The organism is Pseudomonas sp. P4_B4, assembly GCF_056402255.1.
This window is the reverse complement of the sequence record NZ_JBFUHS010000031.1, coordinates 20,011-46,976: the sequence shown is the minus strand read 5'-3', so window position 1 is coordinate 46,976 and position 26,966 is coordinate 20,011. Positions and strand designations below refer to the sequence as shown.

General features: G+C 61.9%; 24 protein-coding genes and 1 pseudogene. 7 read left to right on the top strand and 18 right to left on the bottom strand.

Features of this window, described 5'->3' with window-relative positions; all coding sequences use genetic code 11:
- Nucleotides 1-2 precede the first annotated feature (2 nt).
- The 5 genes and pseudogenes from AC1DVE_RS25205 to AC1DVE_RS25185 all read right to left on the bottom strand — a co-directional run bounded on the left by AC1DVE_RS25205 (nucleotide 3) and on the right by AC1DVE_RS25185 (nucleotide 9,359).
- Nucleotides 3-1,647 (bottom strand): annotated as a pseudogene (locus AC1DVE_RS25205) (DUF2300 domain-containing protein).
- The gene (locus AC1DVE_RS25200; RefSeq protein ID WP_223532910.1) at nucleotides 1,625-6,184 is read right to left on the bottom strand and encodes an alpha-2-macroglobulin family protein; all 4,560 of its coding nucleotides are present in this window, start codon (nucleotides 6,182-6,184) and stop codon (nucleotides 1,625-1,627) included. The pseudogene AC1DVE_RS25205 and the gene AC1DVE_RS25200 overlap by 23 nt, the downstream one beginning before the upstream one ends.
- The gene (locus tag AC1DVE_RS25195; protein WP_223453628.1) at nucleotides 6,181-6,819 is read right to left on the bottom strand and encodes a DUF1175 domain-containing protein; all 639 of its coding nucleotides are present in this window, start codon (nucleotides 6,817-6,819) and stop codon (nucleotides 6,181-6,183) included. Before AC1DVE_RS25195 ends, AC1DVE_RS25200 begins: the two co-directional genes overlap by 4 nt.
- Nucleotides 6,816-8,528 carry a DUF2138 domain-containing protein gene (locus AC1DVE_RS25190; RefSeq protein WP_223453629.1) on the bottom strand — a complete coding sequence of 571 codons (1,713 nt, stop codon included), beginning with the start codon at nucleotides 8,526-8,528 and terminating at the stop codon, nucleotides 6,816-6,818. Before AC1DVE_RS25190 ends, AC1DVE_RS25195 begins: the two co-directional genes overlap by 4 nt.
- 39 nt (nucleotides 8,529-8,567) lie before the next feature.
- Entirely contained in the window at nucleotides 8,568-9,359 is a 792-nt protein-coding gene (locus AC1DVE_RS25185; RefSeq protein ID WP_223453630.1) for a YfaP family protein, read from the bottom strand.
- Nucleotides 9,360-9,871: 512 nt separating this feature from the next.
- On the opposite strand from AC1DVE_RS25185, the gene AC1DVE_RS25180 reads away from it, so the two are divergent.
- The 4 genes from AC1DVE_RS25180 (at nucleotide 9,872) to AC1DVE_RS25165 (ending at nucleotide 15,024) form a co-directional block, all read left to right on the top strand.
- On the top strand, nucleotides 9,872-10,114 hold the full coding sequence (locus tag AC1DVE_RS25180) for an exodeoxyribonuclease VII small subunit (protein WP_007970180.1): 243 nt from the start codon (nucleotides 9,872-9,874) through the stop codon (nucleotides 10,112-10,114).
- Nucleotides 10,111-10,998 carry a (2E,6E)-farnesyl diphosphate synthase gene (ispA, locus tag AC1DVE_RS25175; RefSeq protein ID WP_223453631.1) on the top strand — a complete coding sequence of 296 codons (888 nt, stop codon included), beginning with the start codon at nucleotides 10,111-10,113 and terminating at the stop codon, nucleotides 10,996-10,998. Before AC1DVE_RS25180 ends, ispA begins: the two co-directional genes overlap by 4 nt.
- 91 nt (nucleotides 10,999-11,089) lie before the next feature.
- Nucleotides 11,090-12,988: a 1-deoxy-D-xylulose-5-phosphate synthase gene (dxs, locus tag AC1DVE_RS25170; protein WP_223453633.1), complete on the top strand. Its 1,899-nt coding sequence runs from the start codon at nucleotides 11,090-11,092 to the stop codon at nucleotides 12,986-12,988.
- A 152-nt stretch (nucleotides 12,989-13,140) separates the two neighbouring features.
- Nucleotides 13,141-15,024, top strand: a complete 1,884-nt coding sequence (locus AC1DVE_RS25165; RefSeq protein ID WP_223453634.1) for a TonB-dependent receptor domain-containing protein — start codon at nucleotides 13,141-13,143, stop codon at nucleotides 15,022-15,024.
- A gap of 166 nt (nucleotides 15,025-15,190) precedes the next feature.
- Here the strand turns inward: AC1DVE_RS25165 and AC1DVE_RS25160 are convergent, their stop codons facing one another.
- The 12 genes from AC1DVE_RS25160 to nrdR all read right to left on the bottom strand — a co-directional run bounded on the left by AC1DVE_RS25160 (nucleotide 15,191) and on the right by nrdR (nucleotide 24,187).
- Nucleotides 15,191-15,991, bottom strand: coding sequence for a cobalamin-binding protein (locus AC1DVE_RS25160; protein WP_223453636.1), 801 nt, complete (start codon nucleotides 15,989-15,991; stop codon nucleotides 15,191-15,193).
- Nucleotides 15,991-16,410 carry an MFS transporter gene (locus AC1DVE_RS25155; protein ID WP_477784278.1) on the bottom strand — a complete coding sequence of 140 codons (420 nt, stop codon included), beginning with the start codon at nucleotides 16,408-16,410 and terminating at the stop codon, nucleotides 15,991-15,993. Before AC1DVE_RS25155 ends, AC1DVE_RS25160 begins: the two co-directional genes overlap by 1 nt.
- Nucleotides 16,407-17,024 (bottom strand): GTP cyclohydrolase II, encoded by a 618-nt coding sequence (gene ribA, locus AC1DVE_RS25150; RefSeq protein ID WP_150726901.1) that lies wholly within the window; start codon nucleotides 17,022-17,024, stop codon nucleotides 16,407-16,409. The genes AC1DVE_RS25155 and ribA overlap by 4 nt, the downstream gene beginning before the upstream one ends.
- A gap of 251 nt (nucleotides 17,025-17,275) precedes the next feature.
- Nucleotides 17,276-18,016 (bottom strand): substrate-binding periplasmic protein, encoded by a 741-nt coding sequence (locus tag AC1DVE_RS25145; RefSeq protein ID WP_223453639.1) that lies wholly within the window; start codon nucleotides 18,014-18,016, stop codon nucleotides 17,276-17,278.
- Between the two features lie 53 nt (nucleotides 18,017-18,069).
- Complete coding sequence (locus tag AC1DVE_RS25140; protein ID WP_007970166.1) at nucleotides 18,070-18,573, bottom strand: phosphatidylglycerophosphatase A family protein; 504 nt, start codon at nucleotides 18,571-18,573, stop codon at nucleotides 18,070-18,072.
- A complete protein-coding gene (gene thiL, locus AC1DVE_RS25135; RefSeq protein ID WP_223453641.1) occupies nucleotides 18,570-19,535 on the bottom strand; it encodes a thiamine-phosphate kinase in 966 nt (321 codons plus the stop codon). Before thiL ends, AC1DVE_RS25140 begins: the two co-directional genes overlap by 4 nt.
- 18 nt (nucleotides 19,536-19,553) lie before the next feature.
- On the bottom strand, nucleotides 19,554-20,054 hold the full coding sequence (gene nusB / locus AC1DVE_RS25130) for a transcription antitermination factor NusB (protein WP_003185935.1): 501 nt from the start codon (nucleotides 20,052-20,054) through the stop codon (nucleotides 19,554-19,556).
- Entirely contained in the window at nucleotides 20,051-20,527 is a 477-nt protein-coding gene (gene ribH / locus AC1DVE_RS25125) for a 6,7-dimethyl-8-ribityllumazine synthase (protein WP_003228649.1), read from the bottom strand. The genes nusB and ribH overlap by 4 nt, the downstream gene beginning before the upstream one ends.
- Before the next feature lie 91 nt (nucleotides 20,528-20,618).
- A complete protein-coding gene (gene ribBA / locus AC1DVE_RS25120) occupies nucleotides 20,619-21,710 on the bottom strand; it encodes a bifunctional 3,4-dihydroxy-2-butanone-4-phosphate synthase/GTP cyclohydrolase II (protein WP_090325554.1) in 1,092 nt (363 codons plus the stop codon).
- Between the two features lie 16 nt (nucleotides 21,711-21,726).
- Entirely contained in the window at nucleotides 21,727-22,404 is a 678-nt protein-coding gene (locus tag AC1DVE_RS25115; protein ID WP_046041642.1) for a riboflavin synthase, read from the bottom strand.
- Between the two features lie 191 nt (nucleotides 22,405-22,595).
- Nucleotides 22,596-23,726, bottom strand: coding sequence for a bifunctional diaminohydroxyphosphoribosylaminopyrimidine deaminase/5-amino-6-(5-phosphoribosylamino)uracil reductase RibD (ribD, locus tag AC1DVE_RS25110; protein ID WP_223453643.1), 1,131 nt, complete (start codon nucleotides 23,724-23,726; stop codon nucleotides 22,596-22,598).
- A complete protein-coding gene (gene nrdR, locus AC1DVE_RS25105) occupies nucleotides 23,723-24,187 on the bottom strand; it encodes a transcriptional regulator NrdR (protein WP_003228656.1) in 465 nt (154 codons plus the stop codon). Before nrdR ends, ribD begins: the two co-directional genes overlap by 4 nt.
- Before the next feature lie 127 nt (nucleotides 24,188-24,314).
- On the opposite strand from nrdR, the gene AC1DVE_RS25100 reads away from it, so the two are divergent.
- The 3 genes from AC1DVE_RS25100 (at nucleotide 24,315) to trxA (ending at nucleotide 26,484) form a co-directional block, all read left to right on the top strand.
- Entirely contained in the window at nucleotides 24,315-24,779 is a 465-nt protein-coding gene (locus tag AC1DVE_RS25100) for a YbaY family lipoprotein (protein ID WP_223533898.1), read from the top strand.
- A complete protein-coding gene (locus tag AC1DVE_RS25095; RefSeq protein ID WP_223534533.1) occupies nucleotides 24,776-25,429 on the top strand; it encodes a class I SAM-dependent methyltransferase in 654 nt (217 codons plus the stop codon). Before AC1DVE_RS25100 ends, AC1DVE_RS25095 begins: the two co-directional genes overlap by 4 nt.
- 182 nt (nucleotides 25,430-25,611) lie before the next feature.
- Nucleotides 25,612-26,484: a thioredoxin gene (trxA, locus tag AC1DVE_RS25090; protein WP_223453648.1), complete on the top strand. Its 873-nt coding sequence runs from the start codon at nucleotides 25,612-25,614 to the stop codon at nucleotides 26,482-26,484.
- 28 nt (nucleotides 26,485-26,512) lie between these two features.
- Here the strand turns inward: trxA and AC1DVE_RS25085 are convergent, their stop codons facing one another.
- The gene (locus AC1DVE_RS25085) at nucleotides 26,513-26,851 is read right to left on the bottom strand and encodes a hypothetical protein (protein ID WP_223453650.1); all 339 of its coding nucleotides are present in this window, start codon (nucleotides 26,849-26,851) and stop codon (nucleotides 26,513-26,515) included.
- Nucleotides 26,852-26,966 lie beyond the last annotated feature (115 nt).

Genomic DNA, 26,966 nt, shown 5'->3' with positions numbered 1-26,966 from the left:
GACTATTCCAGCAAGAGGTGGCGGGCGAGCCCTTCGATGTAGGTTTCATCCTGGCCATTGGGGTGTGCTTCGAAGGCCAGGTGCAGGTATTCGTGGGTCAGGTCGAGGCGTTCTTGCAGCGTCTGCGCACCGCGTACGTAGATGCGCTGACGTCCGCGGTCGACATAGGGGCGACCGAAGGCCAGGCGGCACACGGCGAAGGTGCTGACCTCGTTGTAGCCGGTTTCGCTTTCAAGTTTTTGGCGCCAGCCGCGCCGTTGTTTCTGCAGCCATGCTTGCGCGGCGGGCAACGCTTCGCAGGACGCGACCGGGTTGTCCCAGCGGCTGAGGCTGGCGCGTGGGTAGGCGTGCAGCAGGATGGCGTCGTATCGCTGGCCGGCACGGGCCTGTTCGACAGCTTGCTGCCAGGACAGCTTGTCCGGGCCGGGTTGATCGGAATGGTAGGTGACGGTGCTGCCGGCCAGCACCAGGTCGCTGGTCCAGGCGGCGATGTCGCGAGACTCGGACGACGCCGGACGCGGTGCGACCCGCTGACGGCTGCTGCTGTCGTCGATGCTCAGGCAGTCTCCGCTGCGCGTGGCGTTTTGCAGCAGGTACGTACGAATGGCCACGGCCAGGGCTTTGGCGGCCTCGACCGGTTCGGCACTGGCTTCACGCTGGAGAACTCGGGCGACGTACTCTTCGCGATCCAGACGAGCCACGAGCTTATCGTTCAGCAGAAACAGTTCGCCGTCGCTGTGAATATCCAGCGCATTACCCTTGGCGAATTCAACGCGGTAGTCACCCTGCAATGCCCCGGAAGTCACCACACTGCCCCCCGACAGCACGCGCCGAAGTGGATAGCGGGAGAACAGGTCGACTTCTACGCACTGCCCTGCATCCGCAGGCCATGCAACAGGAATCACCGTAGACAGTGCCGGTGCGTAATCACGTAGTACCCGCTGACTGGTGCCCCGTCCTCCAGCCCAGACCGGTGTGCCATCCGCCGTCCAACCGGCAAACCCGCCCTGACGCGATGTTGCATCCTGATCCGCCAGCCAGCTCCAGGTTTTCACTCGCAGGCGGCTTCCGAGCTCGCCGACGACTTGGCCATCAGCGGCATTGAGCACCACATTGAGCAACACACGCCGGGCTTGATCCTGCGCCGGCAGCACGGCCAACACCTTCAACAGTTCCGCCACCGAAACCCGGGTAGCCGGTTGCAACGAAGGCAAATCCAGCAACCATTGCGGCGCCTGCCGCGTCTGCCAATAGGCTCGCCAGTCGGCATCGCCGATGCCCAACCGCGCGGATTCGAAATACAGACCGCACGATTTCACCAACGCCTGATCACGCTCGATCCTGCCACCCGCCGTGCAGCAATAAACCTCTTCTTTCGACTGGCCGCGGCATTCATAAGCCGGCTCACGCGCGCCGGTGTCCACCCAGCCAGGCGTAGACGAACAACTTCCACACACTGCCCAGCGGCGTCTGCAAGGTCTGCGGCAACGGCTCGCGGGTGATCACCTGCGTTCGGCTCAGCGACAACAAGTCTCCCTTGAAGGCCAGGCGCAGAGGTTCGTCCTGCGCCGTTGCCAGCACAGGGATCAAACACAGCAACCAACCTATCAGCAGCCTGTGCACGTCAGTGAACCGTGACTTGGCCAAGGGTTGCCTTTTGTTCAAGCGCCTGATGTTGCGGCGCATAAATCTGAGTGAAACGCACCGGCGGCAAGTTGAACTGCCCCTTCTGCGAGAAACGCACCAAATGCCGCAGACGCAACTCGCCACTCAAGGCATCGACCGGAACGGCGTAAGCCATTTGCCCCGGTTCGAATCGCGCCTTCTCCAGCGATGTCGGTTCGGTGCCAGCCTTGCCCATGAGCTTGATGCCCCAGGTGGTGCGCTCGACATCGGCGCCCGGTGGTAGCGGCACTTCCAGCATCCCGTAACGCAACGGTTTGGCGGCTTTGCTGGTGACGATCACTTCGTCGAGATAGAGGTTGTCGCTGGACAGCGGCGCGTTGCCGATCGCTTCAAGTTTGAAGGTGAAGGCCTCATCCCCCGGCACCAGTCGCGACAGGCGACGGGTGATGGTCACGGCCATCGGATCGACCGCCGGCTGCTGGCTGCGGTAGCTCAATGCAGCGCGCAGCGGACGCTCTTGTACCCCGGTCAGCGTCAATACCGTCGGCACTGGCGCAGCCCCCTGCCACGTCCAATACATCTCACCAGAAACCCCGTACTGTTTCTTCCAGCCTTCACCCGGCGCCAATGCAATGGTGGGCGATGCCTGCTCGATGCTGCGTTGCAGCCAGGTCAATGCCAACGCCCGTTCCAGGGTCGATTGCTGTGGCAGCAAACGTTGCAACAAGGCCTGGCCGTGAGCCTGATCGAAGGGTTGCAGCGACAGGTTCAGCGCTTCGGCAAACGGCTGGGAACTGACCGCCAGACGTTGCTGCGCGTCGGCCAGTTGCCGATTGAACGCATCCGGCAAAGCGACCTTCGCTTGCCTGGCCAGCGATGCCGTCAGCACTCGTGCGGCCGCCAGCCCCAATGCGGAATCCGGATCGCTCATGACGAGGCTGTCTTCGCCGTCCTCCATCAGGTTCGCGGCAGTGCCCTCGCCCGCTTTCGCCAGGTCGTCAATCAAGCCACTGAGCAAGGTGTTGACCGGCAACTGCATCTGTTTGGCGAACGACAGGATCAGCGCCCGCTGCAACAGCGGCGTGCTCTTCGCCTGCTTGGCGTAGACCTCCAGCACCCGCTGCCAATGCTCCGGCGGCAGGCTCAGTTCCAGCACCTGGCTGGCATGCCAGTCGGCGTAATAGGCGTAGGCGGTGAGGAAGGCATCCGGCTCGCCGTCCATGCCCCACCAGGTGAAACACGCCGAAGGGCCGGCCATTTGTACCAGGCGCAAGCGACTGTTTTGCATGATCAGGCGCAGGCGATCACGGGTCTGCGGATTCGCCGCCAGCGTCGGGTAGGCGATGCTCAATGGCAGCAGGCGGCTGGCGGTCTGCTCGACGCCACCGTAGGGGTAGCTCAACAGATCGTCGAGTGCAGAACGGAACAACGCTTGCGGACTGTCGTCCAGATGCAGGCGGATATCACTGGCGTCAGTCGGTAATGTCAGCGGCGTATCGCCCTCACCCACATCAAGGCTCTGGGTTTGAGTCACCTGCCAGCCTTCACCGGTCGCGCTCAGGCGCACCGCCAGAGCATCAGCGGTTTTGCCATCCTGCACCAGCTCGGCGCTCCACTCGCCATTGGCCAGTTCAAAGTTCGGCAACGGGATGTAGTTGATGCCGCTGTTCAGGGTCACAGGCACACGCTGTTCGTTGCCGGCGAAATGGGTCACCAGTTCGGCCTTGACCGGTTTCTCGGCCTGGCTGAAGGCGAACACACCGAGGTCCGGTTTGTCGCCGGCGCGGAATCGAGTCGGGCCGCTCCACTTCAGGTACAGCGGTTTTTCCGAGCGCACGAATTGCTTCTTCTGCCCGACCTGCCCGCCATCGGCGATGGCCCTGGCGGTGATGCGCCAGCGGGTCAGGGAGTCAGGCATCTTGAAGGTGAAGCGGGTTTTGCCGTTGGCATCGGTCAGCAATTCAGGTTGCCACGCCGCCGTGTCGACGTCCTCGCGACGCGGTCGCTCCAGCACCTTCACGCCGCGCTCACTGCGATTGGCTTTGCCCGGTGCACCGGGGCTGCCCGGCAAGGCGACGTCATAGCTGATGAACGACAAACTGGCACTGGTGCGTACGTTGTTGCGGCGTGGGTGATAGAAGAACTGGTCGATGCTCGGCGCCACTTCCGGTTGCAGGGCGTAGACCATTTCATCAACCACGCTGACCGTCAGGTGCGCAGGAATCGCTTTGCCGGCGAACTGGGTGGTCAGGTCCACCGAGACGGTTTCGCCCGGCTGATAGGTTTCTTTGTCGGTGGCGATGGCCACGTCGATCTGTGGCGTGACCACCTTGATGCCGGCGTTTTGGAAACTGTACTGGCCGCCCTTGGTGTACAGCACCGAGAAGGTCAGGTTCGGCGCGAAACCGTCTTTCACCGGGATGCGCGCGCGGTATTGGGTATCGCTGAGTTTTTCCAGCTTCAGCCAGTCGCCGCCCTTGGAAAGCAACGCAGTGGCTTCGACTTTGTCCCGCTCCAGAGATAGCAGCGCATCGCTCACTGGCTCGGGGAAAGTGATCAGTGCCAGCGCTTCATCGCCTGCGATGTACTCGGGCTTGTCGAGGACGATCTCCACGGTGCCGGGTACGGCTTTGACGCCTTCGCCGGTTACCGAATGGCCGGTGGCGCCAACCACCCGGCCATGATCATCCTTGAGTGTCAGGTTGTAGGTCCCCGGCCGGTCAAAGGCCAGGGTGAACGCCTTGTCGGTTGCCGCGAGTTTGCCTTCGCCGGTGCTCTGGTCTTCCAGTCGCACCCAGCCATAGCTGCCCGGCGTAACGGCATCGGCCTGCTCGCCTTCGCGGGCGTAGCTGAACGCAACCTTGTCACCCACCGCGCTGAAGCGCCAGGGCGCGCTCAAGCGGAAATTCGCCGCGCCACGGTCGATGAGGATTTCCTTGGTGGTCTTGACCCGATACGCCGCGCCGTCGCTGGCAAACACCGTGAGCATGTAGCGACTTGGCTTGTCCGCAGCCGGCAAGTCGAGGGACGCGTTGCCCTTGGCATCGGTGGTCAATTCGGTGCTGGTCAGCTCCACCGGAAATTGCCCGAGGTATTGCAGTTCGTTGTCGACCATCGACAGCTGTTGGGCGCGCAGGCTCAGGCTCAATTTCGCATTGGCCACCGGCTTGCCGTCCGGGTACAGCAGCACCAGGTTGCCCTTGACCGGCTCGCCAGTACGGTAATCCTGCTTGGCCAGATTGAGCGAAATCTCGAAGTGCGGCTTGATGTATTCAGCGACGCGAAAGGCGCTGCTGTAGGCCTGATCCTTGTAGTTGAAACGCAGTTCATATCCACCGGCCACGGCGTTATCGGGCAACTGGAATCGGCCTTGAGTGCCTGCCTTGGAATCGAGCTTCAGATCGAGGGATTGCAGCGCCGTGCCGGTCGCATCCAGCACGGTCACATTGACGTCAGCCGCGCTTGGCTGCACCGAGTCCCGCGCGTTCTTGAATTCACGCCCGACGATTTTCAGCGACACCCAATCCCCCGGCCGATACAGCGGCCGGTCGGTGAAGGCATAGAGCTTGGTGTCGTAGATTTCGCTGTCGTAGTAGAAATTCTCGGAGACGAACACCCCGCCCTCTTCGTCCTCACCGATCACGAACGAGCGCTCGGGGCTGACGTGTTTCAGGCGCAGCAAGCCGTCGGTATCGGTGGCGCCACTGCTCATGACGCCGAGGCCATCGGTCCACAACACATTGACATTCGGCACCGAACTGCCTTCGTGTTTGCGCGCGGCCCACACCAGCAATTCGTCACCGGCGATCTTGCTCACCGCCACGGTGTTGGAGACGAACACCATGGTAGTCGCGCGGTACTTGCCGATCAGCGCCTCCACCAGATAAAGACCCGGTTTGAGATTGCCCAACGGGATGTACACGTTGCCCGGCGCGACGCTGACGAATTCGCTGGAAGACCCGGCCAGGTTCACCCCTGCAGGTGGCTGGATCGGCTTGGCCTGCCACAACGGATAACGGAACTGGCTGACCACCGGCAAACCCGGTATCAGCGCGAATTGCGGCTGCGCATCGTAGGGCGTTGGTGCGGCCATCGCGTTGCCCATCTTCAGTTCCGGCACTTCCTCGGTGACTTGTTTACGCGACTCGTAGGAAAACGCCCGCTGCATCACCCGACGGGATTTGCGATACCAGTTGTCCCACAGGTAAGCGAGGGTATTGGACAGGCCTTCACCCTTGAACTGGCCATCGCTGACCACCCGATGCAGGTTCTTCTGGCGCTTGAGGAAATCCAGCGGTTTGTCGATGCGATACACCCGAATATCGGCACCGCCGTAGGGCTCCATGCGAAACCGGCGATAGTCGCGGCCCGGCGCTTCGAGGCGCACCATCGCCGGTTCATCGCTGGCAAAACTGCTGTCGGCCAGCAGGAAAAAACTCTCGCCGGCGACCGGCGCATAGCCGCTGGACGGGACCGAGTCTTCGGCGTCAACCGCCGAGAACGGCAGCACCAATACCAACATCAGAGACAGAAAACGCAGCATGCGGGCACCGGTCATTGGGAAAGAAAATTCAGTCGATAGACGCCGATGAAGTTGGGGTTGGCTGCGTCGGGTATCCATCGGGTGTCCTTCCATGTCATGAGTTGCTGCAGGCTTGCCGAACGCATGCCGTTGTCGGTGGGGGTACTGGTGCCGGTGTGATAGGCGATGTAGCGGCCCATCCAGATCATCAGGTGCTGATCGTCGCCCTGATCGAAAAACATCAGGTCGCCAGGGCGTGCTTGAGACACATCGCGGCTGACCAGATGGCTGTTGAACTGGATCAATTTGATCGCATTGACGTATGGCCCGATCTTGCCGCCGCCCTGCTGCCATTGCTGGGCAAGACCGCGCTGGGCGTCGCTCAGTTGCAGCTCCGGCGGCAGGTAGCGATTGGACAGTCCATTGCTGCGCAGCCATTTGTCGTCATGGACCTTCAACGCTTCGTTAGCGGCGAAGCGCACCAGCCCGGCGCAGTCTTGCTGATACCAACGGGGGCTCGGGCCCTGGCTCAGTTGCTCTTGGGCGATGCGCACGAACCAGGCACGAAACACCTGGGATTGCTGTGGGTCGAGCGACGGTGCCTCGACAGCGCGGGCACCCGCGCTCAGCAACAACGCCAGCAGGCCGAGACTTCGGATCAATGTCGTCACAGGGCTTTCCACTCCAGCGGCAGCCACTGCCAGTGGCCGTCTGGCTCGCTGCCTTCGGGCAAGGTCAGGGCGTATTTGCCGTAGCCGCCGAGCTTGCGCAGTTTCGGGATCAGGTAGGTTTGCGCGGCGTTGTAGAACACCGGCTCCATGTCCTGGGGCAGGCTGTCGAGGGTTTCCTGCTGCATCAGTTGCGCCATCGAATCCGGGCCGAAATAGACCGGCATCAACAGGTCTTTCGGTACCACGTCGGCCATCGGCGGGAAGCGTTTGTCGAGGGTGCCGAGGGCCTTGTCCACCAGCTTGTCGTCGAGGGAAAACAGCAGCGTCGAACCATGCCGCGCCAGGCTGACTTTCATGAACGCCTTGCCGGTGATGGCGTCGGGGACTTCGGCTTCCTTGGCCGCATAGGGACCGAAACTGGAGCTGACCTGACGTTGCCACTGGTGGCTCTGGCCTTCCTGCTTTTCCGCCACCGGGAAGGCCCCTTCTTCGACATTGCTCTCGTAGGCGCCGACCATCGAGCCGAACAGGCTGCCCAAATCCCCATCGAGTTTGCCGCTGTCGTCATCGTTGAGGCTGGCCACCAGCAAGGGCGTATACAACCGCGAATCGGCATACCAGCACAGGCCCGCCGCACCGGCCATGTGTTCGGTCAATGCCTGGGCCACCTTCTCCTCGGCACCGAGTTTCACCAGCAGTGGTTTCTGTTGTTCGGCAGCCAGCGGCAACGCCACGCAAGCGCTGGCCCCCATGGGCATGGCTTGCCAGATCGGTTTGAATTCGAAGTCCGGCTGATTCTCCAGTTCATCCATCGCCAGAAAACTGTGCCAGCCCTTGTCGTCCATGTCGAAACGCAGGCCGGCGAAGTTCGGAATGAAGCGCTGGTAACCCATGGCCAGCACGCTGGCATTCACCGACAGGCGTTGTTTCACCTCCGGCGCACGAGGCGGCAGGCCGAAGGCTTCGGGGAACAGTTTGTCGCCATTGAGCAGCGCCGCAATGGCCGTGGTCGACACGCTGCCCGACTCTTCCGTTGCACCACTTTGCGGATCGTAGAGTTTCGCCGGATTGGACAGCACCACCAGTTTGTCGCCATGGGACGCGAACAGCAGCGCCTTACTCGCGTTGTAACTGAGTTGATAGAGCGCCACGTCGTCGGTACCGACCTTCACGTCAGTGACCTTGCTCAACTGCGAGTCGTCCAGCGCCACTTTGGCCAGCGGCTCCAGCACCTTGGCCAGCCCGCCGCGATCCATCACCAGCAGGAAATCCTTGAGCCGCCCATCCGCCCCGCGCCACAACGCTACGTCAGCAGGTTGATCGAACAGTTGCTCGATCAAGGTGTCCTGCAGTTTCAGGTCATGTTCGTAGATGATTCGCCGCAAGCTGCCGATCAACCCCAGGCGGTCGGCATGGGTTTCGTAATAGAAGACGAAATCTTCGGTCAGGGTTTCCTTGAGGAACGGCACCGCCAGCAGGTCCTTGGGCAACTGGCTCAGGGAATGGGTTTCCAGCAGGCCATCCGGGCGGCTCATGCCCAATTTGTCACTGGCCAATACAGGCGCCGGGGCCTTGGGCTTGTGCATGAACCACCCCAACCCACCGGCCACGCCAATGACCAGGCATATCCCGATCAGCAGCGTCGGCCAATGCAGGGAAGGTTTGGTCGCTGGTGCGCCAGCGGCCGGAGTAACAGTGCTATCACTCATGTTCACAAAACCCGATGTTCATCCGTGGAGCGGGGATGCTTAGTAGTTGAAAGTCTTGACCAGCAGCAGGTCGCCGATTGCGCGCAGGGGCACGATGAACGTCTCGCGTTTTTCATCGACGGTGTTTTCGTTGAGCACCAGGTTGATCTGCGAGGTAATGACCTCGTTCTGGTTGCTGGACTCATCGAAGTTATAGCCGCCGCTGCCGAAGTTGCCCCAATAGTTCACGTAAACCAGATAGGTGCCATGCAGCGGCGCGGTCATGGTGAACATTTCCGGACCCGGGCCATCGACGCCGTCAGGGTCGAGGCCGCCGCCGTTGGTCAAGGCCGGGTGCGCCCAGAAGGCATGCTGGCCATCGGGCGTGACGATGTGCAGGTCGAGTTCGGCCTTCGGATCATCCCAACCCAGCACCACGCGAATCCGCGCTGGGGTACGCAGGTTGTTGGCTTCATAGAATTGAACACGTTTGAGGGACTGGCCTTCGGCGCTGCGCACTTCGACGCTGTTGGAGCCGGCGCCAAACGCATAGGGCCGGGCAAAACGCCCTTGCTCGTCGGTATAGAGATTCAGCGGATTGCCGTTGACCGCCAAGGTGTGCGGCCCACGCTGGGTGCCCAGGGCCTTCAGTTGGCCTTCGATCATCGTGCGATTGCGCTGCACACCCCGGTCGATGGGGGGCGTGGGATAGGCGACTTGCGGGTTTTCGCTACGGTCCAGCAAACCGTTGTAACGCCAGCCGCCCACCGGCTCCGATAGCTCGGCATTCGGCGCAGCCAGAATCACGGGCACGATAGCCAACCCGATCAGCAGCAAAAGAAATGAGCGCATGCGACGCCTCCTGCCATGCATGACGAAACCTTGCGCCTGATCCTGGGCGCGTTACAGATGTGGATACTGCGTTTCGTCTGAAAGACCCGTAACTGCCAGGTCGTATAGGGCTCGAAGGTTAGCCATTTGGGTGTTTTTTAACAATCGGATGGCTCCGAAATTGCGGTGGGAGTCACGGTAATGGGTGGACGGTGAGCCGAATAGCGATGTTATTCGGCTCATAACGTGAGCCGAATAATCCTCAGCACACTTTAGGACCACTAACTTTGTGGCGAGGGAGCTTGTCGGATCGCCGCACCGTCCCGCTGGCCTGCGAAGCAGGCCCAATCAATTGACCTCAGTATTCCTGAAAAACCTGCCAGATGAATTTAGGGTCGCTTTGCGCCCCAGCGGGAGCAAGCTCCCTCGCCACAGGGCTCCGCTTTTCGCCTGTCAAACACCCCGCTCATTTGCCCATGCCCCCCCTATCTGCTAGTGTCGCGCCGGTTTAACGTCAACCGGAAATCGCCGCCATGGCCCGCAAAAAAGCTGCACTGGATTTCGAACAGTCCCTCGCCGACCTGCAAACGCTGGTGGAGCGTCTGGAGAATGGCGAATTGTCGCTGGAGGACTCGCTGGCCGCTTTCGAGCAAGGCATCGGTCTGACTCGCGATTGCCAGGCGGCGCTGGCCCAGGCCGAGCAAAAGGTTCAGGTGCTGCTCGAGCGTGATGGCGAGTTGGCCGAGGAACCCTTCGACGCGGATCAGCCAGAATGATTGCAGCGTATTCGGCAAGCAGCCAGGCCCGGGTCAATGCAGCCCTGGAAACCCTGTTCACCGCGCCGAGCCCCGAGCTGGCGCGGCTGTACGAGGCCATGCGCTACAGCGTGATGAATGGCGGCAAACGCGTGCGTCCACTGTTGGCCTACGCCGCGTGCGAAGCGTTGGGCGGCAAGGCCGAGCAAGCCAACGGCGCAGCCTGTGCGGTGGAGCTGATCCACGCCTATTCGCTGGTGCATGACGATTTGCCGGCGATGGACGATGACGACCTGCGTCGCGGCCAGCCAACCACCCACAAGAAATTCGATGAAGCCTGCGCGATCCTCGCCGGCGACGGCTTGCAGAGCCTGGCCTTCAGCGCCCTGGTCGATCCACGCCTGAACGCATCGGATGCCGAAATCCGCCTGCAAATGGTCAGCGCCCTGGCGCTGGCGGCAGGCCCGGCGGGCATGGTCGGCGGTCAGGCCATCGACCTCGGCTCGGTCGGTCTGAAGCTTGATCAGAAAGCCCTGGAGTACATGCACCGGCACAAGACCGGCGCGTTGATCGCGGTCAGCGTCAAACTCGGTGCCCTGGCCAGCGGCCGTGCCGAGAAAGACGAACTCAAGTCCCTGCAGACTTATGCACAGGCCATCGGCCTGGCATTCCAGGTGCAGGACGACATTCTCGACGTCGAAAGCGATACCGAAACCCTCGGCAAACGCCAGGGCGCCGACATTGCCCGGGACAAACCGACCTACCCGGCCCTGCTCGGCCTCAACGCTGCCAAGGCCTATGCCCTGGAACTGCGCGACCAGGCCCTGCACGCCCTGCGACCGTTTGACGCAGCGGCCGAGCCGTTGCGCGATCTGGCCCGGTATATCGTCGATCGCCGCAGCTGACGGCGAATCCGCCAAAAAAAACCAACGCGTGGGCAGGGACCGATGCATCAGGTAAACTGCCGCATCTTTTATACCTATAACGATTCGCCTGATGCCCACGACGTTTCATGAGATTCCCCGCAAGCGCCCGACCACGCCCCTGCTCGACCGCGCGAACACGCCGGACGGCCTGCGCCGGTTAGGCGAAGCCGAGCTGGAAACCCTGGCCGATGAGTTGCGCCTGGAATTGCTCTACACGGTCGGCCAGACCGGTGGGCATTTCGGTGCCGGCCTGGGCGTGATCGAGCTGACCATCGCGCTGCATTACGTCTTCGACACCCCGGACGACCGGTTGGTGTGGGACGTGGGTCATCAGGCTTATCCACACAAGATCCTCACCGGTCGTCGCGAGCGCATGGGCACCCTGCGCCAGAAGGACGGCGTCGCTGCGTTCCCGCGCCGCTCCGAGAGCGAGTACGACACCTTTGGCGTCGGCCACTCCAGCACCTCGATCAGTGCCGCGCTGGGCATGGCGATTGCCGCCCGCCTGCAAAACAGCGAGCGCAAAGCGATCGCGGTGATTGGCGACGGCGCGTTGACCGCGGGCATGGCGTTCGAGGCGCTGAACCATGCGCCGGAAGTGGACGCCAACATGCTGGTGATCCTCAACGACAACGACATGTCGATCTCGCGCAACGTCGGTGGCTTGTCGAACTACCTGGCGAAGATCCTTTCCAGCCGCACCTACGCGAGCATGCGCGAAGGCAGCAAGAAAGTGCTGTCGCGCCTGCCCGGTGCCTGGGAAATCGCCCGTCGCACCGAAGAATATGCCAAGGGCATGCTGGTTCCCGGCACGCTGTTCGAAGAGCTGGGCTGGAACTACATCGGCCCCATCGATGGCCACGACCTGCCGACCCTGATCGCCACCCTGCGCAACATGCGCGATCTGAAAGGCCCGCAGTTCCTGCACGTCGTCACCAAGAAAGGCAAAGGTTTCGCCCCGGCGGAAGTCGACCCGATCGGTTACCACGCCATCACCAAACTCGAACCCCTGGACGCCCCGGCTGCCGCGCCGAAAAAGGCCAGTGGGCCGAAATACTCAGGTGTGTTCGGTGAATGGTTGTGCGACATGGCGGCTGCCGATCCGCGTCTGGTCGGGATTACCCCGGCGATGAAGGAAGGCTCGGACCTGGTCGCTTTCAGCGAACGTTTCCCGCTGCGCTACTTCGACGTGGCCATTGCCGAGCAGCATGCCGTCACCCTCGCGGCCGGCATGGCCTGCGAAGGCGCCAAACCCGTGGTGGCCATCTATTCAACCTTCCTGCAGCGCGGCTACGACCAGTTGGTGCATGACGTCGCAGTGCAGAATCTCGACGTACTGTTCGCCATCGACCGCGCAGGCCTGGTGGGCGAAGACGGTCCGACCCACGCCGGCAGCTTCGATTTGTCGTTCCTGCGCTGCATTCCCGGCATGCTGGTGATGACCCCGAGCGATGAAAACGAGCTGCGCAAGATGCTCACCACCGGTCACCTGTATGAAGGCCCGGCGGCGGTGCGTTACCCGCGCGGCAACGGCCCGAACGCGACCATCGAGAAAGACCTCGAGCCAATCGAGATCGGCAAAGGTGTAGTCCGCCGCCAAGGCAGCAAAGTCGCCCTGCTGGTGTTCGGCGTGCAATTGGCCGAAGCCCTGAAAGTCGCCGAGACGCTGGACGCGACCGTGGTCGACATGCGTTTCGTCAAGCCGCTGGATGAAGCGCTGGTTCGCGAAATCGCTGGCAGCCACGAGCTGCTGGTGACCGTCGAAGAAAACGCGATCATGGGCGGCGCCGGTGGCGCGGTCAGCGAATTCCTCGCCCGCGAAAACATCCTCAAGTCGGTGCTGCACCTGGGCTTGCCGGACATTTACGTCGAACACGCCAAGCCTGCGCAAATGCTGGCTGAGTGCGGCCTGGATGAAGCCGGGATCGAGGCTTCGATCCGCGAGCGCCTGCAACTGCTCAACCTCTAAATCCCTGGATACATGCAACACCCTGTGGGAGCGGGCTTGCTCGCGAAAGCGTCGGATCATTCAACTGAGAAGTTGACTGACACTCCGCCTTCGCGAGCAAGCCCGCTCCCACATTTGATTTGTGTGCGCCTCGAAACACCAACGGACTATCAATGAAGTTCTCCCGCCTCGCCCTCCCTCTGTTTCTGCTGCCCACCGCCAACGCCTATGCCGACACCTTCGAACGCGATCAGGCCCTGAAGCTGCCCGACGTGTTGATCAGCGCCAACCGCCAGGTCGAAGCGCGCAACGACAGCAGCGCCGCCAACACCGTATTCACCCGCGAAGACATCGATCGCCTGCAACCCGATAGCGTCACTGATCTGTTGCGCCGGGTGCCAGGCGTGCAAGTCTCGCAGACCGGCGGGCGCGGCAGCCTTCCGGGTGTCTACATCCGCGGCACCCAGTCGGCCCAGAGCCTGGTGCTGGTGGACGGCCAGCGCATCGGCAGTTCGACCTCCGGCGACAGTAACCTGCAACACATCAATATCGAGCAGGTCGAGCGCGTGGAAGTGCTGCGCGGCTCCCGTTCGGTGATTTATGGCAGCGATGCGATTGGCGGGGTGATCCAGATCTTCACCCGCCGTGGCGGCGAACAAGGCCTGCAGCCGCGGATGCACGTCGGCTTCGGCAGCAATCAGACCTGGGAGCGCAGCCTCGGTTTGTCCGGCGGCGATGAACAGACCCGCTTCAACCTCGGCACCAGCCTTGACGAAACCGCCGAGATCAATCGCACCCACGAGTCGTTCCCCAGCGACGGCGACCATGACGAGTACCGAAACCAGTCGTTTAGCCTGAGCTTGAGCCACGCACTCAGCGATGACATCGAGATCGGCGCCAACGCGTTGGATAACCGCGGCAAAAGCGAGTTCGACAACCCGTTCGGGCGCTTCGACATGAATACGTTCGAGTCGGTCCAACAGCAGCCCTACACCGAATTCGATGTGAGCAGTGTCAGCAGTTACATCGACGCGCGCATCAATGATCTGTGGAAAACCCGCATCGAGTTCGGCCACAGCGAAAACCGCGAGAAGACCCTCGACAAGCTCAGCGATGAGCGCAGCGTGTTCAACACCTACCGCGATGCGGTGAACTGGCAGAACGACCTGACGCTCAACGAACGCAACAGTTTGCTGCTTGGTGGTGACTGGTATGAAGACCGCATCAACAGCAGCACCGCATTCGATGAGGACAGTCGCTGGAACCGTGCGGCGTACATCCAGCATCACTATCGGGCCGACAGTTTCTCCACGGAGTTGGGCCTGCGTCACGACGATAACCAGCAGTTCGGCAGCCAGAACACCTGGAGCGGCACCTTCACCCTGCCGCTGAACCCGGACAACGAAGTGCTGCTGACCTACAGCGAAGGCTTCCGCGCGCCTACGTTCAACGATCTGTACTACCCCGACTTCAGCAACCCGGACCTGAAGCCTGAAACCTCGAAAAGCTACGAGCTGCAATGGCGCAGCCAGTTGACCGAGAGCAGTCGCCTGGAGACGTCGCTGTATCGCACCGACCTTGAAGACGCGATCATCTTCGGCAGCAACTCGCGCCCCGAAAACGTCGCCTCGGCGCGGATCAACGGCTTCGAAGCAGCGCTGAAGCAGGAACTGTTCGGCTGGCAGAGCAACCTTGGCGTGGCGATCATCGACCCGCGGGATCGTGATACGGGCCATACCCTGGCCCGTCGCGCGCGACGCACCTTGAGCTGGGACCTGGACCGACAGTTCGATCGCCTGGGCCTCGGCGCCAGTTGGCAAGCGGTCAGCAGCAGCTATGACGACCTGAACAATCAACAGCCGCTGGGCGGTTATGCCTTGTTGGGGCTGCGCAGCAGTTGGGAGCTCAATCGTGAAATCAGTCTGGAGCTGAAGGTCGATAACCTGCTGGACAAGGGTTACAGCCGGGCGCTGTACAGCTTCCAAGGTAGCCAGTACGGGTATCGCGAGGAGGGTCGGGCGTGGATGTTCGGGGTGACATGGACGCCGGAGATCTAAAGCCAGACTCGATCATTTGTGGCGAGGGGGCTTGTCGGATCGCCGCACCGCCCCATTCGGTTGCGCAGCAACCGCAATCAGGCTGATGGGGGATGCCAGATGAAACACCATTGCAGGACTTGGGGCCGCTTCGCAGCCCAACGGGGGCAAGCCCCCTCGCCACGGGTCAGCGATCAGGCGCGATCAACTGGCAGAGCTTTGCAGTTGCCTCAATCATCTGCCCACTCGGCCGCTCCAGGCCCTTGTCCGTCACCAGGCGCAATTGCCCTTGTGCTACCGCCGCCACCTGCGGCCAGGCTTTCCACACATCAAGCTGCGCCTGTTCGCTGGCCAGAATCACCTCGGGATTACGCTGCAGCACGGCTTCCACACTGACTTGCGGTGCCGGCAGTTTCAGGTCGGCAAACACGTTTTGCGCACCGCAGACCTCCAGCGCATCGCTGATGATCTGCTCACCGCCAACCGTATACAGCGGCCGATCCCAGACCTGATAAAACACCCGTAACGGCTTATCCCGTCGATAGCGTTGGCGCAATTCATCCAGCCGCTGGCGTAAATCGCTGGCCAATGAAGTTCCGCGTTCAGGCCGACCGAGCTGAGCGGCTATGGTCTCGATCTGTGCGGCGAGCTGGTCCAGGCTGTGGGGTTCGGCGACGTAGGTGGGAATATTCAGTCGCTTGAGCTGGTCACGCTGGGCCGGGCCGACGCTACCGGGCCATAGCAGCAACAGATCGGGTTTCAGGCTGAGTAACCGCTCCATATCCAGCTGGCCATAGCGGCCAACGGAGGGCAGGTTCTTGAGTGGCGCAGGCCGTTCACCAGCGTCCAGCACACCGACCAGGAGGTCGGCGGAGCCCAGTTCAACGACGATTTCAGAGAGCGACGGTGCGAGACTGACAACCCGCTCGACCGCGATGGTCGAGCCACTGGCGGCCAGCAGCAACACCGCCAGCCAGCGCGCGCGCATCAACCGAGTTGACGCGGAATACGGTAGAGGTAAAACAGCACGGCGGTCGACAGAGCCAGCAGCATCAGCGGCACGGCTTCGAGACCGACGAACACCGCCAGGGCACCGATCCAGGCCGGCAGCCCGGCGGCAAGGAATGCCGTGCGTCGCTTGGCCGCCAGACTGATCCAGGCGGCAGGCTCTTCAGGGGTATCGAGGGCTTTCTGGGTGGCGATCAGCGCATGTTTGTAGGCACCGAAAAACTTCAGGCTGATAAACATCGAGGCGACTCCGGCGATGAACAACGGCATCGCCAGCACCGGCAGAATGGCTTCACTCTGACCGAACAGCGCGTTGATCACAAACAGCGGCAACAGGGCCAGCGCCAGGTATTGCCACCAGTTGACGGACAGTCGCCGCCGCACCTGACCGCGGGTCACGCCCGGTCTACCTCGCCCTGATGCTCATTGCCCATCATATGGTCGAGCTTGCTGGCCTTGGTCGCCAGGTAGAGTCGGTTATGCGGGTTGTGGCCGGTGTGCAGCGGCACGCGCTCGGCGACCACGATACCCATGTCGGTCAAGGCTTTGACCTTGCGCGGGTTGTTGGTCATCAGGCGCAGGGACTTCACGCCCAGGTGCTCCAGCATCGGCAGGCACATGGCGTAGTCACGCTGGTCGGCGGCAAAGCCCAGGCGTTCGTTGGCTTCAACGGTATCGGCGCCACCGTCCTGCAGCTCATAGGCGCGGATCTTGTTCAGCAGGCCAATGCCCCGGCCTTCCTGGCGCAGGTAGAGCAATACGCCACGACCTTCGCGGGCGATGGCCTGCAAGGCGGCCTCCAGTTGCGAGCCGCAGTCGCAACGCTGGCTGAACAAGGCATCGCCCGTCAGGCATTCGGAGTGCAACCGGCCGAGTACCGGGGCACCGTCGGCGAATTCACCCAGGCTCAGCACAACGTGCTCGCGGCCGGTGGCTTCATCGAGAAAGCCATGCATGGTGAATTGCGCAAAAGGCGTTGGCAGCTTGGAAGCGGCGACAAAAACGACAGGCACCGGTGTGCTCCTGATCTAAAAGTCTGAAGATTCGCAGAGCCGGCATTGTAACAGCAGGTTCCGGAGGACGCTTAGGCTGAATTATCGGCGATAACTATCAAAATGTTTGATAAAAGCCGCACCGCAATCAATGTGGGAGCGGGCTTGCTCGCGAAGGCGTCGTGTCAGTCGACATCATTGTTGCATGACACACCGCTTTCGCGAGCAAGCCCGCTCCCACAATGGGTACATCATCAGCCGTAAGAACCGTGTCAGTTCGAATCAAACGGATACGGCTGTTTCCAGCGTTCAAAAATCGGTTTCAGCTCGCCGCTTTTCACCAATTGCTCCATGCGCTGGTCGAACAGGGCCATTAACGTGCGCGCCTTCGGGGTCTTGGCGAAGCACAGATACAGCGGCAACTCGGCGATATGGGTGCGCCGCAGCTGGGACGGATCCTTGGCGCGGTTGATGACGAAATCGACTTCGGTCAGGGCATCGATGTAGAAGTCGGCGCGATTGTGGATCAGCATCGACACGATGCCGGTACGCCGCTGCACTTCGTCGAAGTGGCGCACATTGGGTAAGTAATCCTGGTAATCGTAGCCGCGGACCCATGCCAGTCGATAATTGCCCAGGGTTTGCGGGGTGGGTACCGGACTGCTGGCCAGGCCCAGGGCATAGATGTGATCGGTGTCGAAGTTCCAATGGGGATAGAGCACACCCTCGGACTCATCACGATAGGAACCGACGCAAGCATCGACTTCGACACGTTCGGCCAGGCCCAGCGAACGCACGTAGGGCTCGGTGCGGATATCGACCTTGACGCCCGCCGGCTCGAACACTTGCCGTAGCACGTCCCAACCCAGTCCATGACCGTCAGCGGCGGTGTAGTCTTCCCAGTCTTCGCTGGCCAGATGAATCACCGACGGCGGCGTGGCGCCCCCTCCTCCCGCCAGGGCAAAAGAACAAAACATCGCGAACGCCATCACCATCAATCCGCGTACAGCCATCCCCCGCTTCCCCCGATAAACAGCTCTCATGATCAACGCCTGGAAATCCCCGGTCAGGCGAAAAACCACACCAGCCCCTGCATCGCCAACCAGGCGAACACCCCGGCCAGGACATCATCGAGCATGATGCCGACGCCGCCATGTACGTGCCGGTCAATCCAGCGAATCGGCCATGGCTTGAGAATGTCGAAGAAGCGGAACATCAAGAACCCCGCCAGCAACCACTGCCAACCTTCCGGCACCAGCCACAGGGTAATCCACATCCCGACCATTTCGTCCCAGACGATGCCTTCATGGTCGTGTACCCGCAAATCGTCGGCCACTTTGCCGCACAGCCAGAAGCCGAACAGCATGGTGATGCCCAGCATCAGCCAGTAACCCCAGTCGGGCAGCATCTGCCACAACGGGATAAAGGGCAGCGCAACCAACGACCCCCAAGTGCCGGGCGCTTTTGGCAAGGTGCCCGAGCCGAAGCCGAACGCCAGGAAATGCCACGGATTACGCCAGACCGACGGCGGTACGAATTCCGCCGGGACCTGTTTGGGATGATCTGTCACGGTGACTCCCGAAAATGTTGATAACCCCGGGTTTGCGGGGTGATGTCTTGTCCGTTGGCATCCAGCAGTGTCACACCTTGCCCATTAACGACGCGCCCAATCACATGGATCGGCCAGCCGTCGGCCAGCAATAGCGGCAACTCGACGGACGGTAAGGTGAAAGCCAGGACGTAATCGTCGCCTCCACTCAGGGCCGCAACCTGTGCATCCGATTGGCCGAGAAAGTCGACCAGGCTCTGCGACAGCGGCAATCGATCCCGCTCGACTTCGATACCGACCTTCGACGCCAGCGCGATATGCCCGCAATCAGCGAGCAGACCGTCAGAGATATCCATCGCCGAAGTGGCCTTGCCACGCAACGCCTGACCCAAGCCGAGCTGCGGTTGCGGCGACCAGTAATGCGCCAGCAACGGCTCGGCAATGCTCGCTTCGGCTGTGCGCTGGCCGAGCACCAAGGGCAAGGCACCGGCGGCATTGCCCAGGTCGCCGCCGACACACAGCAGGTCGCCCGGTTGCGCTCCACTGCGGGTCAACGCCAGACCGGCTGGCACGCGTCCGAACACGGTCATGGTCAGGCTCAGCGGCCCGCGGGTCGTGTCACCGCCCACCAGCGCCACGCCGCAGCTTTGCGCCATCTGGTTCAAACCACGGGCATAGGCTTGCAGCCAATCGGCGGTCACCGTCGGCAAGGTCAGGGCAAGGGTAAAGGCAATCGGGGTGGCGCCCATGGCGGCCAGGTCGCTGACGGCCACGGCCAGCGAGCGCTGACCGAGCAGAAACGGATCGCAGGGATCGGCGAAATGCACACCGGCCACCAACGTATCGGTAGAGATCGCCATCTGTTCCCCGGGGGGAACAGCCAGCAAGGCGCAGTCATCGCCAATCCCGAGGGCAACGCCTTCGCCGCCCTGCGCACAAGGCGCGGCGGCGAAGAAATTGCGGATCAGCTCAAACTCGCCCATTGCTGATTCAAACGCCAATCAGCGCTTGAACGCCTTGACTTCAGCTTCACGCAGACGCGGGGCCAGCTTGTCGAGCACACCGTTGACGAACTTGTGGCCGTCGGTGGAACCGAAGACCTTGGCCAGTTCGATACCCTCGTTGATCACAACGCGGTACGGCACGTCGACGCGCTTGAGCAGTTCCCAGGTGGACAGGCGCAGAACCGCCAGTTCAACCGGGTCCAGCTCTTCGATGGTCAAGTCCAGGCATGGCGTGAGCGCGGTGTCGATTTCGGTCTTGAACTGCGGAACCCCGTGCAGGATTTCGCGGAAGTACGCGCCGTCGACATCGCTGAAATCGTTATCGACCCGGAACTGCGCTTCGATCTCGTTCAGCGACTGCTTGGCCATGTGCCATTGGTACAGCGCCTGGGTCGCGAGCTGACGGGCTTCGCGACGCTTGACGCTTTTCGATGGCTTGCCGGCATCCGCAGGCTTTGGATCGCGCGGGTTGAAACGATCGCTTTCGTCGCTAATCACTTGGCCTCCAACTGCGCCAGCAGGCTGACCATTTCCAGAGCGGACAGAGCAGCTTCAGCACCTTTGTTGCCGGCCTTGGTGCCGGAACGTTCGATGGCTTGCTCGATGGAATCAACGGTCAGGACGCCGAAAGCGACCGGAACGCCGAACTCCATGGACACCTGGGCCAGGCCCTTGGTGCACTCGCCAGCCACGTATTCGAAGTGCGGAGTGCCGCCACGAATGACCGCGCCCAGGGCGATGATTGCCGCGAATTCGCCTTTCTGGGCGACTTTCTGCGCAACCAGCGGAATTTCGAAGGCGCCAGGCGCGCGGATGATGGTGATGTCGCTTTCGCTCACGCCGTGGCGAACCAGGGCATCAACTGCACCGCTGACCAGGCTTTCAACGACGAAGCTGTTGAAACGGCCCACTACCAGAGCGTAGCGGCCTTTAGGGGCGATGAAGGTACCTTCGATGGTCTTCAGGGTCATTCGATAGATCTCTTAAAGAGCCGGGACGCGTCTCGTACGCGCCCCTCGGTGATATTTGAACCGCGAATTCAAGGCCGGAAACAACCGGTCATTATTCGGAGGGCACGTATTCTACAACTTCCAGATCGAAACCGGATATCGCATTAAATTTCATTGGTGCCGACATCAGGCGCATTTTGCGCACACCGAGGTCACGCAGGATCTGCGAACCGGCACCGACAATGCTGTAGGTGGTCGGTTTTTTCACTGCGGCGTGGTCGGCGGTTTCGCGGATGTGCGCCAGCAACACGTCGCCATCGAGCGGGTGACCGAGCAACAGCACCACGCCACTGCCAGCCTCGGCAACCGCAGCCATCGCGGCGCGCAGGCTCCAGCGACCCGGTTGCTTGACCATCAACAGGTCGCGCAGCGGGTCCATGTTGTGCACGCGAACCAAGGTCGGTTCTTCGGCACACACGTTGCCCAGGGTCAGCGCCATGTGCACGTCGCCTTCCACGGAATCACGATAGGTCACCAGGTTGAATTGGCCCAGTTCGCTGTCCAGTGGCTGCTCGGCAATCCGCTGAACGGTACGTTCGTGAATCATGCGGTAGTGAATCAGGTCGGCGATGGTGCCGATCTTGATGTCGTGTTCAGCGGCAAAGGCTTCCAGCTCGGCGCGACGGGACATGGTGCCGTCATCGTTCATCACTTCGCAGATCACGCCGCTCGGCTCGAAACCGGCCATGCGCGCCAGGTCGCACGCCGCTTCGGTGTGGCCGGCGCGGGCCAGGGTACCGCCGGCCTGGGCCATCAGCGGGAAGATGTGGCCCGGGCTGACGATGTCTTCAGCCTTGGCATCACGGGCGGCGGCAGCCTGCACGGTGCGCGCACGGTCGGCGGCGGAAATGCCGGTGGTCACACCGGTGGCCGCTTCGATCGATACGGTGAACTTGGTGCCGAAACCGGAACCATTGCGCGGTGCCATCAACGGCAGCTTGAGCAGTTCGCAGCGCTCGCGGCTCATCGGCATGCAGATCAAGCCACGGGCGTGCTTGGCCATGAAGTTGATGTGCTCGGGCTTGCAGCACTCGGCGGCCATGATCAGGTCGCCTTCGTTCTCGCGGTCTTCGTCATCCATGAGGATGACCATCTTGCCTTGGCGGATGTCTTCAACCAGTTCTTCGATGCTATTGAGCGCCACAAGGCACCCCCTTGAGTCAGGATTTGAGGTAGCCGTTTTGGGCCAGAAAGCTTTCGGTAATGGTGCTGCCGGGCTTTTGCGAAGAGCCTGGCTCTGCGGCCTTGTCGCCCAGCAGCAGACGCTCCAGGTAACGGGCCAGCAAGTCCACTTCCAGGTTCACCCGGCGGCCTGGCTGGTACGACGCCATGATGGTTTCGCTCAGGGTGTGGGGAATGATGGTCAGCAGGAACTCGGCGCCATCGACTGCGTTCACGGTCAGGCTGGTGCCGTCGACCGTGATCGAGCCTTTATGGGCGATGTACTTGGCCAGGTCCTTCGGCGCACGGATGCGGAATTCCACGGCGCGCGCGTTCTCGGTACGGGCAACCACTTCGCCCACACCGTCGACGTGACCACTGACCAGATGCCCGCCAAGGCGAGTGGTCGGGGTCAGGGCTTTTTCCAGATTGACCGGGCTGCCGCTTTTCAGGTCGTTCATGGCGGTGCAGTCGAGGGTTTCGCGACTGACGTCCGCCGCAAAGCCATTGCCCGGCAACTCAACGGCGGTCAGGCACACGCCGTTGACCGCGATGCTGTCGCCCAGTTTGACGTCGCTCAGGTCGAGCTTGCCGGTTTCGACGTGAACCCGCACATCACCGCCCTTTGGGGTCAATGCACGAATACTGCCGATGGATTCGATGATGCCGGTAAACATGAGGTTCTCCTCGAGAACTAAGCCAAAGCTTGCGCGATGGCCGGAAATTATACGCCTGCTGCTCAGTCAGCGTGAGAGCGTAGCGAACGAAGGGAAGACAAGGCAAAAACAGGCGAGGAAGCGGAGTTTACGGGTTGTAAATGAGCATTCCGAGCCTGTTTTTAACGCAGTATTACCGAGTGCAGTAGCTCTCACGCTGACTGAGGCAAAGGAATGGCGATGACTCGCCAGTCATCGCCGATCGCACGAATTTCGATGATTTTAAGCTCGGGCGCATCTTTCATTTGCGCGAGCGGCCAGTCCAGCAGCGGTCGCGCCGAAGAGCCCATGAACTTGCCGGCGATGAAGATGTGGAACTCATCCACCAGACCGAGTTGGGCAAAGGCACCTGCCAGACGCGGGCCAGCCTCGACCAACACCTCGTTGACGCCACGGGCGGCAAGTTCAACCAGCAGTTGGCGCAGATCGACCTGGCCGTCGTAGCCCGGCACGATCAGGCATTCCGGACCGTTGGCATATTGCTCTTCCACCGCCACGCAGGTCGCGACCAGCGCCGGGCCGGCCTTGAAGAACGGTGCATCCAGCGGCACTCGCAAACGCCCATCGACCAACACGCGCAGCGGTGGTCGGCTCATGGCCAGTGCCGTTTGTTCGGCATCCAGACCGAGTTCATCGGCACGTACGGTCAAACGGGCGTTGTCCGCCAGCACCGTGTCGGCACCGGTCAGCACAACGCTGGACTGGGCGCGCAGGCGCTGCACTGCCGAACGCGCTGCCGGGCCGGTGATCCATTGGCTTTCGCCGCTTTCCATGGCCGTGCGACCGTCGAGGCTCATCGCCAGTTTGACCCGCACGAACGGCAAGCCGTGTTCCATCCGTTTCAGAAAACCTTGATTAAGCTGGCGCGCCTCGCCTTCCAGCACGCCGCTATCAGTGGCGATGCCAGCCTGGGCCAGGCGTTGCAGACCGCGACCGGCGACTTCCGGGTTCGGGTCCTGCATCGCCGCGACCACGCGGGCCACACCGGCATTGACCAGTGCATCGGCGCAAGGCGGTGTGCGGCCGTGGTGGCTGCAAGGCTCAAGCGTCACGTAAGCGGTGGCGCCACGAGCCTGCTCACCGGCCGCGTGCAAGGCGTGGACTTCAGCGTGGGGCTCGCCGGCGCGCTCGTGCCAGCCTTCGCCGACAATCTGCCCGCCCTGCACGATCACGCAACCGACCCGCGGATTGGGGTGCGTCGTGTAATGCCCCTTGCGCGCCAGTTCCAGGGCACGGGCCATGAAATGAGCATCGAGGATGGCTTGTTCGGCGGTCGTGGTCATTCTTTCACCGGTTCACGGGCCAGGCGATCGATCTCTTCGCGGAACTCGTTGAGGTCCTGGAAGCGGCGATATACCGAAGCGAAGCGGATGTAGGCGACTTCGTCGAGCTTCTGCAGCTCGGCCATCACCAGTTCGCCGACCACGAGGGATTTGACCTCGCGTTCGCCGGTGGCGCGCAGTTTGTGTTTGATGTGCACCAGCGACGATTCGAGGCGCTCGACGCTCACCGGGCGCTTTTCCAGCGCGCGCTGCATGCCGGCGCGGAGTTTTTCTTCGTCGAACGGCTGGCGACTGCCGTCGGTTTTGATCAGGCGCGGCAACACCAGTTCAGCCGTCTCGAACGTCGTGAAGCGCTCGCCGCAGGCCAGGCATTCACGCCGGCGGCGCACCTGTTCGCCCTCGGCGACCAGACGCGAGTCGATGACCTTGGTGTCGTTGGCACCGCAGAAGGGACAGTGCATGGTGGCAGGCAACAAAAAAAGGGAGGGCCATGGTAGCGCATCCCGGTGGCAAGACAAGCCATAGGGTTTGCGGTATACAGACGGGATGATCACTTGATCCATGGAATTCAGCTTTATGGAGCCACCAATGTCGTTACGTCCGCTCATTTTGCTCAGTGTTTTCAGCCTGCTGGTGGCTTGCGGCAGCGATGCACCCAAGCCCCAGCCGCCAACGCCAGGCCCGGCGCCGCAGCAAGCGCAGAAGAAAGCCCGGGAAGCCGCCGACCTCGGCCCACTGCCCGCCTATCAGCGTGAACTGAGCGGCACCTTGCAAGGCGTTCCAGCCGGCGCTGAAGTCGAACTGGCGCTGCTGGTGATCGACGAAAAGGACCGCCCGCAACAATTGCTCGCCAGTTCCAGCCTGATCGGCAACAACCAGGTGCTGGCGTTTCACCTGCGCTTCAATCCGGAATCCTTCCCGGCCGGGGCCCGCGTTGAACTGCGAGGCCGCGCCAGTCAGTCCGGGCAGTTGATCCTGCACTTGCCGTCGCAGCTGATCACCCAGCCGACCACCCAGGCCCTGGGCCAACTGCAATTCGTCAAAGCCCCATGAGTGCACCGCTCGACCTGCAAAAGGCGTTGGGTGAACTGCTCGGTGATACGCAATTGGTCGCCTGTGAGTTACCAGGGACCGACCTGAAGTTGTGGCTGATCGACGGCGACAACATGGACCGCGCCTTCAGCCCGGAAGAGACCCGACGCATCCTGCATGAGCCGCCGTACTGGAGTTTCTGCTGGGCCAGCGGCCTGGCCGTGGCCCGTTATCTGGCCGAAAACCCGCATTGGGTCGAAGGCAAGCGGGTGCTGGATTTCGGTGCCGGTTCCGGGGTGGCAGGGATTGCCGCTGCCAAGGCCGGCGCGCTGGAAGTGCTGGCCTGCGACCTCGACCCGCTGGCGATTGCCGCGTGTCGGGCCAATGCCGAGCTCAATAACGTAGAGCTCAACTACTCGACGGATTTTTTCGCCGAGGCCGATCGCTTCGATCTGATCCTGGTGGCGGATGTGCTGTACGACCGGGCCAACCTGCCGCTGCTCGACCAGTTCCTCAGCCGCGGCCGAGAGGCGCTGGTGGCGGATTCCCGAGTGCGGGATTTTCGCCACCCGTTGTACCGGCGCATAGAGATGCTCGAAGCCATGACCCTGCCGGATCTGGCCGAGCCCCACGAGTTTCGGCATGTGAGCCTGTACCACGCGCAACGCTAGCTAAAAGCATCGCGAGCAGGCTCGCTCCTACACTGGATCCGTGTCGTTCACAAATCCCCTGTGGGAGCGAGCTTGCTCGCGATGACAGTTTGTCAGGCAACAGAAGACTAGCGACCAACCGCTTCCGGCCGCCCCCCACCAAGTCGTATAGTTGCCCCATTCACGCTTTTACGAGATCCCCCATGAGTCAGGAAACGCCGTACATCTTCGACGCCACGACTGCCGATTTCGACCAGTCGGTGATCGAGAACTCTTTCCACAAGCCGGTGCTGGTGGATTTCTGGGCCGAATGGTGCGCGCCCTGCAAAGTGCTGATGCCGATGCTGCAGAGCATTGCCGAGAGCTATCAGGGTGAGTTGCTGCTGGCCAAGGTCAACTGTGACATCGAGCAAGACATCGTTGCCCGCTTCGGCATCCGCAGCCTGCCGACCGTGGTGCTGTTCAAGGACGGCCAGCCTGTCGACGGCTTTGCCGGTGCCCAGCCCGAATCCGCCGTGCGCACTCTGCTCGAACCCCATGTACAGATGCCGCCACCGGCCGCTGCCGATCCGTTCGAGCAGGCTCAGGCGCTGTTCGATGACAGCCGTTTTGCCGATGCCGAAGCCCTGCTCAAAGTGCTGTTGGGTGAAGACAATACCAACGCCAAGGCACTGATCCTGTACGCCCGCTGCCTGACCGAGCGCGGTGAACTGGGCGAAGCGCAAGCCGTGCTGGATGCGGTCAAGAGCGACGAGCACAAGGCCGCGCTGGCCGGCGCCAAGGCACAGATCAAGTTTCTCGGTTTGGCCAAGGACTTGCCGGATGCCGCCGACCTGAAGGCGCGACTGGCGAAAGACCCGCTGGACGATGAGGCGGTCTATCAACTGGCGATCCAGCAACTGGCCCGTCAGCAGTACGATGCCGCGCTGGATGCTTTGCTGAAGTTGTTCATCCGCAACCGCAGCTACAGCGAAGGCTTGCCGCACAAGACCTTGCTGCAGGTGTTCGAGTTGCTGGGCAACGATCATCCGTTGGTGAGCACGTACCGCCGCAAGTTGTTTGCCGCGCTGTACTGATCACGACCTTGTAGGAGCGAGCTTGCTCCTACAACCAGCGATAGAGCGGCGTATCGGTACCGCTTTCCACCTTCACGTCCGGACTATGGCGCAAACGCACCAGCAGGCGTTTGCCCGCCGCCGCGCTGCCAGTCAATCCTTCCAACTGATCGAGCAGGTCCGGCCCGCTGAGCTGCCCGGCCTTGCGCAGCAAATCCCTGGCGATCTGCCACAGCGCATCATCCTGATTCAGCGGTTTCGCCGCTGGCGCGCTGACCTCGGATTTTTCCACCTGCAACTGCGCGCCTAGTCGCGCCCAGTCCGCGTCGTCCATCTCCAGGGTCAAATCCACCGGCCAGTCGCCGATGCTTCCGCGAATTCGCAACATAGGTCTGCTCCCACACATTTCTTCCCGGCATGCTCCCATGGGACTTGTGCAACGCCAAGCAGGCAGTCAAACTCTGCGCACTTACGTTATAAGATCACATAACAATTTCTTCATT